Annotated in this window: 8 protein-coding genes, 1 tRNA gene and 1 pseudogene; 5 read left to right on the top strand and 5 right to left on the bottom strand. The window is 53.0% G+C overall.

Features of this window, described 5'->3' with window-relative positions; all coding sequences use genetic code 11:
• Together ACJHW7_RS21665 and ACJHW7_RS21660 are read right to left on the bottom strand one after the other, a co-directional pair.
• Nucleotides 1–1,248, bottom strand: a 1,248-nt coding sequence (locus ACJHW7_RS21665) for a tyrosine-type recombinase/integrase (protein ID WP_410233578.1), incomplete at its 3' end; no start/stop codon positions are given.
• A gap of 186 nt (nucleotides 1,249–1,434) precedes the next feature.
• Nucleotides 1,435–1,519 (bottom strand) — tRNA-Leu (locus tag ACJHW7_RS21660).
• A 195-nt stretch (nucleotides 1,520–1,714) separates the two neighbouring features.
• Here ACJHW7_RS21660 and ahr point away from each other — a divergent pair.
• Both ahr and ACJHW7_RS21650 read left to right on the top strand, forming a co-directional pair.
• Nucleotides 1,715–2,734 (top strand): annotated as a pseudogene (gene ahr / locus ACJHW7_RS21655) (NADPH-dependent aldehyde reductase Ahr).
• Nucleotides 2,735–2,863: 129 nt separating this feature from the next.
• On the top strand, nucleotides 2,864–4,366 hold the full coding sequence (locus ACJHW7_RS21650; protein ID WP_021557479.1) for a helicase HerA-like C-terminal domain-containing protein: 1,503 nt from the start codon (nucleotides 2,864–2,866) through the stop codon (nucleotides 4,364–4,366).
• A gap of 160 nt (nucleotides 4,367–4,526) precedes the next feature.
• Here the strand turns inward: ACJHW7_RS21650 and lptG are convergent, their stop codons facing one another.
• From lptG to ytgA, 3 genes are all read right to left on the bottom strand, one after another.
• Nucleotides 4,527–5,609 carry an LPS export ABC transporter permease LptG gene (gene lptG / locus ACJHW7_RS21645; protein ID WP_001295681.1) on the bottom strand — a complete coding sequence of 361 codons (1,083 nt, stop codon included), beginning with the start codon at nucleotides 5,607–5,609 and terminating at the stop codon, nucleotides 4,527–4,529.
• Nucleotides 5,609–6,709, bottom strand: a complete 1,101-nt coding sequence (lptF, locus tag ACJHW7_RS21640; protein ID WP_000584114.1) for an LPS export ABC transporter permease LptF — start codon at nucleotides 6,707–6,709, stop codon at nucleotides 5,609–5,611. Before lptF ends, lptG begins: the two co-directional genes overlap by 1 nt.
• Nucleotides 6,710–6,771: 62 nt before the next feature.
• Nucleotides 6,772–6,822 carry a protein YtgA gene (gene ytgA / locus ACJHW7_RS21635; RefSeq protein WP_211180521.1) on the bottom strand — a complete coding sequence of 17 codons (51 nt, stop codon included), beginning with the start codon at nucleotides 6,820–6,822 and terminating at the stop codon, nucleotides 6,772–6,774.
• Between the two features lie 153 nt (nucleotides 6,823–6,975).
• On the opposite strand from ytgA, the gene pepA reads away from it, so the two are divergent.
• The 3 genes from pepA (at nucleotide 6,976) to valS (ending at nucleotide 12,138) form a co-directional block, all read left to right on the top strand.
• Nucleotides 6,976–8,487, top strand: coding sequence for a leucyl aminopeptidase (gene pepA, locus ACJHW7_RS21630; protein ID WP_000397144.1), 1,512 nt, complete (start codon nucleotides 6,976–6,978; stop codon nucleotides 8,485–8,487).
• 352 nt (nucleotides 8,488–8,839) lie between these two features.
• Complete coding sequence (gene holC, locus ACJHW7_RS21625) at nucleotides 8,840–9,283, top strand: DNA polymerase III subunit chi (protein WP_000786399.1); 444 nt, start codon at nucleotides 8,840–8,842, stop codon at nucleotides 9,281–9,283.
• The gene (gene valS / locus ACJHW7_RS21620) at nucleotides 9,283–12,138 is read left to right on the top strand and encodes a valine--tRNA ligase (RefSeq protein WP_000416407.1); all 2,856 of its coding nucleotides are present in this window, start codon (nucleotides 9,283–9,285) and stop codon (nucleotides 12,136–12,138) included. Before holC ends, valS begins: the two co-directional genes overlap by 1 nt.
• Nucleotides 12,139–12,141: the final 3 nt, after the last annotated feature.

The following is a 12,141-nucleotide window of genomic DNA, read 5'->3' as shown; positions in this document are numbered from 1 at the left end:
ATTAATCTTTGCATATTCAAATGGACTGATAAATTTTTCTCTGTTTGCATCCAGAAAATCGGCCCACCATTGTAGCATCAAGCGGCGTTCTTCCAGATGCTCTGCTTTATGGATATACGCGGCCCTCACTGAATTTCGCTCCATGTGGCTCATCTGACGTTCAACAGCATCACGAGACCACAAACCTGATTCGACCAATGAACTACAGGCCATTGTTCGAAAGCCATGACCACAAACCTCTACTTTTGTATCATACCCCATGACCCGTAACGCACTATTTACCGTATTCTCACTCATGGGTTTGTGCGAATCGTGATCACCAATAAATATCAAGTCATGGGCCCCACAAAACTGTTTTATCTGCTTTAAAATTGCAAGAGCTTGCGTTGAAAGAGGCACTAGATGCGTTGTACGCATTTTTGAGCCTCTATGGGAATGTTTCACTCCAGGAATAGGCTCCCGCTCCGGTGGGATAGTCCATATAGACGCTTCGAAATCGATCTCTGACCAACGAGCAAAACGCAGCTCACTGGACCGAATAAAGATCAGCAAAGAGAGTTCTGTCGCCCATCGGGTTAGCGGCCTACCAGTATAGCTATCTATTTTTGTAAGCAACTCAGGGATGCGCTTTAATTCAAGCGCGGGACGATGTTGTCGATTACAGGAAGCAACCGCCCCAGCCATCTCTTGTGCCGGGTTATAATCAATTAACCCACTTTGCACTGCATAGCGCATGATGGCTGTAGTGCGCTGCTGAAGACGAGCGGCCACTTCAAGACGTCCAGACATTTCTACGGCCTTAATGGGTGCTAATAAATCTCGAGTTTTTAACTCAGCGATATTACGTTCACCAAGCGCTGCAAAAAGATTATCTTCCAGACTTTTTAGCACACGATGGGCGTGATCTTCAGACCACTTTTTATTGGTGCCATGCCACTCAATCGCGACTTCTTTAAAGGTTCGTGCTTTACTCTGTTCAACCTTATCATTTTTCTTTTTGTCTCCCGGATCGACGCCATTCGCAAGCAGCTTACGCGCCTCGTCACGACGTACTCTGGCATCCGCTAGTGTGATTTCAGGATAAACCCCAAGTGCCAGCATTTTTTGCTTTCCCTCATAACGGTACTGCAAACGCCAGTACTTAGAACCATTTGGATGGACAAGCAGATGCATACCGCCACCATCAGTCAGCTTATATTGCTTATCCGTTGGCTTGGCTGCTCTGACTTTGATATCTGTTAATGCCATGCGTATTCCCTCCCTGTTGGTACAAGCATTATCGAACCGGAAATACCATCATCTGTACCAACATATGTTGGTAGATGTACGTTGATATCGGTTGACCTTGAGAGAGTTAATATAGCGGGAAAGGTAGATAAACACTGGATTTCAGGCATAAAAAAAGACCTCAGTTGAGGTCTATTTACATACTTTTGGTGCCGAAGGCCGGACTCGAACCGGCACGTATTTCTACGGTTGATTTTGAATCAACTGCGTCTACCGATTTCGCCACTTCGGCACTGAAGAGGTATGCGGAAAACGTTGTGGATTATACCTGTCGCACGCCACCATGCAAGCGCCAGCTTGCTCGCACCTCGCTAAGTGCTGAAATTTTCAGCATTGCATACAGCGATGTGTAACCTTTGTCACACTCCAGGCACCCCGCCCTGCCATGCTCTACACTTCCCAGACAACACCAGAGAAGGACCAAAAAATGTCGATGATAAAAAGCTATGCCGCAAAAGAAGCAGGCGGCGAATTGGAAGTTTATGAGTACGATCCCGGTGAACTGAAGCCATAAGATGTTGAAGTGCAGGTGGATTACTGCGGGATCTGCCATTCCGATCTGTCGATGATCGATAACGAATGGGGATTTTCACAATATCCGCTGGTTGCCGGGCATGAGGTGATTGGGCGCGTGGTGGCACTCGGGAGCGCCGCGCAGGATAAAGGTTTGCAGGTCGGTCAGCGTGTCGGGATTGGCTGGACGGCGCGTAGCTGTGGTCACTGCGACGCCTGTATTAGCGGTAATCAGATCAACTGCGAGCAAGGTGCGGTGCCGACGATTATGAATCGCGGTGGCTTTGCCGAGAAGTTACGTGCGGACTGGCAATGGGTGATTCCACTGCCAGAAAATATTGATATCGAGTCCGCCGGGCCGCTGTTGTGCGGCGGTATCACGGTCTTTAAACCACTGTTGATGCACCATATCACTGCTACCAGCCGCGTTGGGGTAATTGGTATTGGCGGGCTGGGGCATATCGCTATAAAACTTCTGCACGCAATGGGATGCGAGGTGACGGCCTTTAGTTCTAATCCGGCGAAAGAGCAGGAAGTACTGGCGATGGGTGCCGATAAAGTGGTGAATAGCCGCGATCCGCAGGCACTGAAAGCCCTGTCGGGGCAGTTTGATCTCATTATCAATACTGTGAACGTCAGCCTCGACTGGCAGCCTTATTTTGAGGCGCTGACCTATGGCGGTAATTTCCATACAGTCGGTGCGGTTCTCACGCCGTTGCCGGTTCCGGCCTTTACGCTGATTGCGGGCGATCGCAGTGTCTCTGGCTCTGCTACCGGTACACCTTATGAGTTGCGTAAGCTGATGCGCTTTGCCGCCCGCAGCAAGGTTGCGCCGACTACCGAACTGTTCCCGATGTCGAAAATTAACGACGCCATCCAGCATGTGCGCGACGGTAAGGCGCGTTACCGCGTGGTTCTGAAAGCTGACTTCTGATCTCTTTGCCGGGTGCCTGTCGCCCGGCACTTAAATCTCTTTGGAAGGCGTCTCGCAATCTGCTGAATTTAGCGGTGAAGAGTGCGCAGCCGTTGCCTATACTCCAGGCAGGAAACTGGAGGAAATCTCATGAGCGAACCCCTGTTAATTGCCCGTACGCCGGACACAGAACTGTTTTTACTACCCGCTATGGCTAACCGTCACGGACTGATTACTGGCGCAACGGGGACGGGTAAAACCGTTACGCTGCAAAAACTGGCAGAGTCATTGTCGGAAATCGGCGTGCCGGTGTTTATGGCTGATGTGAAAGGCGATCTGACCGGTATCGCGCAGGCAGGAACGGCGTCGGAAAAACTGCTCACAAGGCTTAAAAATATCGGCGTCAATGACTGGCAACCGCATGCCAATCCGGTGGTGGTGTGGGATATCTTTGGCGAGAAAGGCCATCCGGTGCGGGCGACGGTCTCGGATCTGGGGCCGCTGTTGCTGGCGCGGCTGTTGAATCTCAACGATGTGCAATCTGGCGTGCTGAATATCATTTTCCGCATTGCTGACGATCAGGGGCTGTTACTGCTCGACTTTAAAGATCTACGGGCAATTACCCAGTACATCGGCGATAACGCCAAATCTTTCCAGAATCAGTACGGTAATATCAGTAGCGCATCGGTTGGTGCCATCCAGCGCGGGCTGTTGTCGCTGGAACAGCAAGGCGCAGCACACTTCTTTGGTGAGCCGATGCTGGATATCAAAGACTGGATGCGCACCGATGCCAACGGTAAAGGCGTTATTAATATCCTCAGCGCCGAGAAGCTTTATCAGATGCCGAAACTGTACGCCGCCAGCCTGCTGTGGATGATTTCAGAGTTGTATGAACAATTGCCGGAAGCGGGCGATCTGGAGAAGCCAAAACTGGTGTTTTTCTTCGACGAAGCACATCTGCTGTTTAACGATGCACCGCAGGTACTGCTGGATAAGATTGAGCAGGTGATAAGGCTTATTCGCTCAAAAGGCGTGGGCGTCTGGTTCGTTTCGCAAAACCCGTCTGATATTCCAGATAATGTGCTCGGCCAGCTCGGTAATCGCGTTCAGCACGCTTTGCGGGCTTTTACGCCAAAAGATCAGAAAGCAGTGAAGGCAGCGGCGCAAACCATGCGGGCTAATCCGGCGTTTGATATCGAAAAGGCAATCCAGGAACTGGGGACGGGCGAAGCGTTGATCTCGTTTCTCGATGCAAAAGGAAGTCCTTCTGTGGTGGAACGGGCGATGGTGATTGCGCCTTGTTCGCGGATGGGACCGGTGACGGAAGATGAGCGCAATGGCTTGATTAATCACTCTCCGGTGTATGGCAAGTACGAGGATGACGTGGACCGGGAATCCGCCTATGAGATGTTGCAAAAAGGCTTTCAGGCCAGTACCGAGCAGCAAAATAATCCCCCCGCGAAAGGGAAAGAGGTAGCGGTAGATGACGGCATTCTTGGTGGATTGAAGGATATTTTGTTCGGCACTACCGGACCACGCGGCGGGAAGAAAGATGGTGTGGTGCAAACAATGGCCAAAAGCGCCGCTCGCCAAGTGACGAATCAGATTGTACGCGGGATGTTGGGGAGTTTGCTGGGGGGGAGAAGAAGGTAAGTCAGGCGAGATTTGTCTTTGCCTGATGCGACGCTGGCGCGTCTTATCATGCCCACCCCACTGCAATATATTGAATTTTAATTATTTTTCAGGAATGAACGAAGCACACTTTGCTAACAATAATAAAGGGAGCTTTCGCTCCCTTTATTCGTTCATTTGGTTACGATTTTCTCATTAACAGCCACAGGCTGATTAAGAAGAAGCTGGCGCTTGGCAACAGTGCGCCAATGATCGGCGGGATGCCGTAAACCAACGTCAGCGGACCGAAGATCTGGTCCAGTACGTAGAAGACAAAACCGAAGCTGATACCGGTGACCACACGCACGCCCATCGGTACGCTACGCAGTGGGCCAAAGATGAACGACAGCGCCATCAGCATCATCACCGCCACGGATAGCGGCTGGAAGATTTTGCTCCACATGTTGAGCTGATAACGTCCGGCATCCTGACCGCTCGACTTCAGATACTTCACGTAGTTGTGCAAACCACTGATGGAGAGTGCATCCGGGTCCAGCGCCACCACGCCCAGTTTGTCCGGTGTGAGGTTGGTTTTCCAGGTGCCGCTCACCGTCTGCGAACCGGTAATCTGTTTCGGATTGGTCAGATCAGATTCATCAACCTGCGACAGACGCCAGACTTTATGTTCCGGGTCAAACTTCGCAGTAGCGGCATAGCGTACGGATTGCAGACGACGATTCTCGTTAAAGGCATAAATGCTGATGCCACCTAACTCTTCGTCACCTTTAACCCGCTCAATGTAGACGAAGTTGTTGCCATCTTTCGCCCATAAGCCTTGCTGGGTAGAGAGCAACGAGCCGCCGTACATCGCCTGCGCACGGTAGTTACGCGCCATCTGTTCGCCCTGCGGCGCAACCCATTCGCCAATCGCCATCGTCAGCAAGACCAGCGGAATGGCGGTTTTCATCACCGACAGCGCCACCTGCATACGGGTAAAACCAGAAGCCTGCATCACCACCAGTTCGCTGCGCTGCGCCAGCATCCCAAGACCAAGCAACGCCCCAAGCAGAGCCGCCATCGGGAAGAATATTTGCACATCTTTCGGCACGCTCAGCAAGGTATACATTCCTGCGCCTAACGCGTCGTAACTCCCCTGCCCGGCTTTTTTCAACTGATCGACAAACTTGATAATGCCCGACAGCGACACCAGCATGAACAGCGTCATCATGATGGTTGTGAAAATAGTTTTACCGATATAGCGGTCAAGTACGCCAAAAGGTTGCATCACACCGCTCCTTTACGCGAAAAACTGGCGCGCAGGCGGCGGACCGGCACGGTGTCCCAAAGGTTGAGAACAATCGCCAAAGCCAGATAAATCAGGTTAACGGTCCACATCCACAGCGTCGGGTCCAGCTTACCTTTACCGCCGTTCGATTTCAGGGAGGTCTGGATCAGGAAGAAAAGTAGATACAGCAGCATGGCTGGCAGCATCGACAGTACGCGTCCCTGACGTGGGTTAACCACGCTCAGCGGTACGACCATAAGTGCCATCATAAACACGGTGAATACCAACGTGATACGCCAGTTCAGTTCTGCGCGAGCACGATCGGTGTCAGTGTTCCACAATGTGCGCATGTCCATCTGGTCGGTATCGTTCGGGTCGAGCGCCACCGCCTGGTGACCAATGATCGCCTGATAATCCTGGAAGTCCGTAATGCGGAAATCACGTAACAATGCAGTGCCTTCGAAGCGCGTTCCCTGGTTGAGAGTGACGACCTGGGAGCCGTCGCGCAGCTGGGTTAAATGTCCGGAATCGGCCACCACCACAGAAGGACGTGCATTACCTTTTGGTCGAATTTGTGCGAGGAACACATCTTTGAAATCGCTGCCGTCAACGCTTTCGATGAACAGCACCGAGCTGCCATTAGTCGCTTGCTGGAATTGCCCTTGCGCCAGCGCCGCCATGCCAGGGTTCGCTTTCGCTTCTGCTAACACTTCATCCTGATGACGCGATGACCACGGTCCCGCCCACATCACGTTAACCGCCGCGACGATTGCCGTGAATACCGCAAGGATCATTGCCGCTTTCACCAGAACCGCTTTGCTCAGGCCGCAGGCATGCATTACCGTAATTTCACTTTCGGTATACAGTTTGCCCAGCGTCATCAGCAGCCCGAGGAACAGGCTTAATGGCAGGATAAGCTGCGCCATTTCCGGCACGCCCAACCCGAGAAGGGAGAGCACCAGATTCGCCGGAATATCGCCGTCAACCGCTGCGCCGAGGATCCTCACTAACTTTTGACAGAAGAAGATCAAAAGCAAGATGAAGAGTATCGCCAGCTGGCTTTTGAGCGTCTCCCGCACCAGATATCTTATGATTATCACTTTAAATACGCCCGTAAAAACTCGTCTTTTGCAGGATTTTAGCTTGTTTCATGGCTTAAACGTCATTTATTCTCTTGAGTCGTCGAAATCGTCGCTAAGATAATTATACTCAACGGATTCACCTCTCAGATTTTGTTCTGACGTGCCAATGCCGTAATAACGTTAAGATTAACACGAAGTCATCGCAACAGCGGACATGAGTTACGAAAGCTTGCAATTCTATCTGTAGCCACCGCCGTTGTCTTTAAGATTCAGGAGCGTAGTGCATGGAGTTTAGTGTAAAAAGCGGTAGCCCGGAGAAACAGCGGAGTGCCTGCATCGTCGTGGGCGTCTTCGAACCACGTCGCCTTTCTCCGATTGCAGAACAGCTCGATAAAATCAGCGATGGGTACATCAGCGCCCTGCTACGTCGGGGCGAACTGGAAGGAAAACCGGGGCAGACATTGTTGCTGCACCATGTTCCGAATGTACTTTCCGAGCGAATTCTCCTTATTGGTTGCGGCAAAGAACGTGAGCTGGATGAGCGTCAGTACAAGCAGGTTATTCAGAAAACCATTAATACGCTGAATGATACTGGCTCAATGGAAGCGGTCTGCTTTCTGACTGAACTGCACGTTAAAGGCCGTAACAACTACTGGAAAGTGCGTCAGGCTGTCGAGACGGCAAAAGAGACGCTCTACAGTTTCGATCAGCTGAAAACGAACAAGAGCGAACCGCGTCGTCCGCTGCGTAAAATGGTGTTCAACGTGCCGACCCGCCGTGAACTGACCAGCGGTGAGCGCGCGATCCAGCACGGTCTGGCGATTGCCGCCGGGATAAAAGCAGCAAAAGATCTCGGCAATATGCCGCCGAATATCTGTAACGCCGCTTACCTCGCTTCACAAGCGCGCCAGCTGGCTGACAGCTACAGCAAGAATGTTATCACCCGCGTTATTGGCGAACAGCAGATGAAAGAGCTGGGGATGCATTCCTATCTGGCGGTCGGTCAGGGTTCGCAAAACGAATCGCTGATGTCGGTGATTGAGTACAAAGGCAACGCGTCGGAAGATGCACGCCCAATCGTGCTGGTGGGTAAAGGTTTAACCTTCGACTCCGGCGGTATCTCGATCAAGCCTTCAGAAGGCATGGATGAGATGAAGTACGATATGTGCGGTGCGGCAGCGGTTTACGGCGTGATGCGGATGGTCGCGGAGCTACAACTGCCGATTAACGTTATCGGCGTGTTGGCAGGCTGCGAAAACATGCCTGGCGGACGAGCCTATCGTCCGGGCGATGTGTTAACCACCATGTCCGGTCAAACCGTTGAAGTGCTGAATACTGACGCTGAAGGCCGCCTGGTACTGTGCGACGTGTTAACTTACGTTGAGCGTTTTGAGCCGGAAGCGGTGATTGACGTGGCGACGCTGACCGGTGCCTGCGTGATCGCGCTGGGTCATCATATTACTGGTCTGATGGCGAACCATAATCCGCTGGCCCATGAACTGATTGCCGCGTCTGAACAATCCGGTGACCGCGCATGGCGCTTACCGCTGGGTGACGAGTATCAGGAACAACTGGAGTCCAATTTTGCCGATATGGCGAACATTGGCGGTCGTCCTGGTGGGGCGATTACCGCAGGTTGCTTCCTGTCGCGCTTTACCCGTAAGTACAACTGGGCGCACCTGGATATCGCCGGTACCGCCTGGCGTTCTGGTAAAGCGAAAGGCGCAACCGGTCGTCCGGTAGCGTTGCTGGCACAGTTCCTGTTAAACCGCGCTGGGTTTAACGGCGAAGAGTAATTGCGTCAGGCAAGGCTGTTATTGCCGGATGCGGCGTGAACGCCTTATCCGACCTACACAGCACTGAACTCGTAGGCCTGATAAGACGCGCAAGCGTCGCATCAGGCAATGCTGTTATTGTCGGATGCGGCGTGAACGCCTTATCCGACCTACACAGCACTGAACTCGTAGGCCTGATAAGACGCCAAGCGTCGCATCAGGCAATGCTGTTATTGTCGGATGCGGCGTGAGCGCCTTATCCGACCTACACACAGCACTGAACTCGTAGGCCTGATAAGACACAACAGCGTCGCATCAGGCGCTGCGGTGTATACCTGATGCGTATTTAAATCCACCACAAGAAGCCCCATATATGAAAAACGCAACGTTCTACCTTCTGGACAATGACACCACCGTCGATGGCTTAAGCGCCGTTGAGCAGCTGGTGTGTGAAATTGCCGCAGAACGTTGGCGCAGCGGTAAGCGCGTGCTCATCGCCTGTGAAGATGAAAAGCAGGCTTACCGGCTGGATGAAGCCCTGTGGGCGCGTCCGGCAGAAAGCTTTGTTCCGCATAATTTAGCGGGAGAAGGACCGCGCGGCGGTGCGCCGGTGGAGATCGCCTGGCCGCAAAAGCGCAGCAGCAGCCCGCGCGATATATTGATTAGTCTGCGAACAAGCTTTGCAGATTTTGCCACCGCTTTCACAGAAGTGGTAGACTTCGTCCCTTATGAAGATTCTCTGAAACAACTGGCGCGCGAACGCTATAAAGCCTACCGCGTGGCTGGTTTCAACCTGAATACGGCAACCTGGAAATAATGGAAAAGACATATAACCCACAAGATATCGAACAGCCGCTTTACGAGCACTGGGAAAAGCAGGGCTACTTTAAGCCTAATGGCGATGAAAGCCAGGAAAGTTTCTGCATCATGATCCCGCCGCCGAACGTCACCGGCAGTTTGCATATGGGTCACGCCTTCCAGCAAACCATCATGGATACCATGATCCGCTATCAGCGCATGCAGGGCAAAAACACCCTGTGGCAGGTCGGTACTGACCACGCCGGGATCGCTACCCAGATGGTCGTTGAGCGCAAGATTGCCGCAGAAGAAGGTAAAACCCGTCACGACTACGGCCGCGAAGCTTTCATCGACAAAATTTGGGAATGGAAAGCGGAATCCGGCGGCACGATTACCCGTCAGATGCGCCGTCTCGGCAACTCCGTCGACTGGGAGCGTGAACGCTTCACGATGGACGAAGGCCTGTCCAATGCGGTGAAAGAAGTTTTCGTTCGTCTGTATAAAGAAGACCTGATTTACCGTGGCAAACGCCTGGTAAACTGGGATCCGAAACTGCGCACCGCTATCTCTGACCTGGAAGTGGAAAACCGCGAATCGAAAGGTTCGATGTGGCACATCCGCTATCCGCTGGCTGACGGCGCGAAAACCGCAGACGGTAAAGATTATCTGGTGGTTGCGACTACCCGTCCGGAAACCCTGTTGGGCGATACCGGCGTGGCCGTTAACCCGGAAGATCCGCGTTACAAAGACCTGATTGGCAAATATGTCATTCTACCGCTGGTTAACCGTCGTATTCCGATCGTTGGCGACGAACACGCCGACATGGAAAAAGGCACCGGCTGCGTGAAAATCACTCCGGCGCACGACTTTAACGACTATGAAGTGGGTAAACGTCACGCGCTGCCGATGATCAACATCCTGACCTTTGACGGCGATATCCGTGAAAGCGCCCAGGTGTTCGATACCAAAGGTAACGAATCTGACGTTTATTCCAGCGAAATCCCGGCAGAATTCCAGAAACTGGAGCGTTTTGCTGCACGTAAAGCAGTCGTTGCTGCGGTTGACGCACTCGGCCTGCTGGAAGAAATTAAACCGCACGACCTGACCGTTCCTTACGGCGACCGTGGCGGCGTAGTTATCGAACCAATGCTGACCGACCAGTGGTACGTGCGTGCCGATGTACTGGCGAAACCGGCGGTTGAAGCGGTTGAGAACGGCGACATTCAGTTCGTACCGAAGCAGTACGAAAACATGTATTTCTCCTGGATGCGCGATATTCAGGACTGGTGTATCTCTCGTCAGCTGTGGTGGGGTCACCGTATCCCGGCATGGTATGACGAAGCGGGTAATGTTTATGTTGGCCGCAACGAAGAAGAAGTGCGCAAGGAAAATAACCTCGGTGCCGACGTTGCCCTGCGTCAGGACGAAGACGTTCTCGACACCTGGTTCTCTTCTGCGCTGTGGACCTTCTCTACCCTTGGCTGGCCGGAAAACACCGACGCCCTGCGTCAGTTCCACCCAACCAGCGTGATGGTATCCGGCTTCGACATCATCTTCTTCTGGATTGCCCGCATGATCATGATGACCATGCACTTCATCAAAGATGAAAATGGCAAACCGCAGGTGCCGTTCCACACTGTTTACATGACAGGTCTGATTCGTGACGACGAAGGCCAGAAGATGTCCAAATCCAAGGGTAACGTTATCGACCCGCTGGATATGGTTGACGGTATTTCGCTGCCAGAACTGCTGGAAAAACGTACCGGCAATATGATGCAGCCGCAGCTGGCGGACAAAATCCGTAAGCGCACCGAGAAGCAGTTCCCGAACGGTATTGAGCCGCACGGTACTGACGCGCTGCGCTTCACCCTGGCGGCGCTGGCGTCTACCGGTCGTGACATCAACTGGGATATGAAGCGTCTGGAAGGCTACCGTAACTTCTGTAACAAGCTGTGGAACGCCAGCCGCTTTGTGCTGATGAACACGGAAGGTCAGGATTGCGGCTTCAACGGCGGTGAAATGACGCTGTCGCTGGCGGACCGCTGGATTCTGGCGGAGTTCAACCAGACCATCAAAGCGTACCGCGAAGCGCTGGACAGCTTCCGCTTCGATATCGCCGCTGGCATTCTGTATGAATTCACCTGGAACCAGTTCTGTGACTGGTATCTGGAGCTGACCAAGCCGGTAATGAACGGTGGCACCGAAGCCGAACTGCGTGGTACTCGCCATACGCTGGTGACTGTACTGGAAGGTCTGCTGCGCCTCGCGCATCCGATCATTCCGTTCATCACCGAAACCATCTGGCAGCGTGTGAAGGTACTTTGCGGTATCACCGCCGACACCATCATGCTGCAGCCGTTCCCGCAGTATGATGCGTCTCAGGTTGATGAAGCGGCGCTGGCCGACACCGAGTGGCTGAAACAGGCGATCGTTGCCGTACGTAACATCCGTGCAGAAATGAATATCGCGCCGGGCAAACCGCTGGAGCTGCTGCTGCGTGGTTGCAGCGCGGATGCAGAACGTCGCGTAAATGAAAACCGTGGCTTCCTGCAAACCCTGGCGCGTCTGGAAAGCATCACCGTGCTGCCTGCCGATGACAAAGGTCCGGTTTCCGTTACGAAGATCATCGACGGCGCAGAGCTGCTGATCCCGATGGCTGGCCTCATCAACAAAGAAGATGAGCTGGCGCGTCTGGCGAAAGAAGTGGCGAAGATCGAAGGCGAAATCAGCCGTATCGAGAACAAGCTGGCGAATGAAGGCTTTGTCGCCCGCGCACCGGAAGCGGTCATCGCGAAAGAGCGTGAGAAGCTGGAAGGCTATGCAGAAGCGAAAGCTAAGCTGATTGAACAGCAGGCTGTTATCGCCGCGCTGTAATCA

This window comes from Escherichia sp. WS1152, from assembly GCF_046487665.1.
Classification (GTDB): Bacteria; Pseudomonadota; Gammaproteobacteria; order Enterobacterales; family Enterobacteriaceae; genus Escherichia; species Escherichia coli.
The sequence above is the reverse complement of the archived record's forward strand: the minus strand, read 5'-3'. Positions and strand labels throughout refer to the sequence as shown.

Bases quoted from the DNA above. Each gene is read 5' to 3' on its own strand.
- ACJHW7_RS21650 (WP_021557479.1), top strand. From the start codon at position 2,864: ATGAGCGAACCCCTGTTAATTGCCCGTACGCCGGACACAGAACTGTTT.
- lptG (WP_001295681.1), bottom strand. From the start codon at position 5,609: ATGCAACCTTTTGGCGTACTTGACCGCTATATCGGTAAAACTATTTTC.
- pepA (WP_000397144.1), top strand. From the start codon at position 6,976: ATGGAGTTTAGTGTAAAAAGCGGTAGCCCGGAGAAACAGCGGAGTGCC.
- holC (WP_000786399.1), top strand. From the start codon at position 8,840: ATGAAAAACGCAACGTTCTACCTTCTGGACAATGACACCACCGTCGAT.
- valS (WP_000416407.1), top strand. From the start codon at position 9,283: ATGGAAAAGACATATAACCCACAAGATATCGAACAGCCGCTTTACGAG.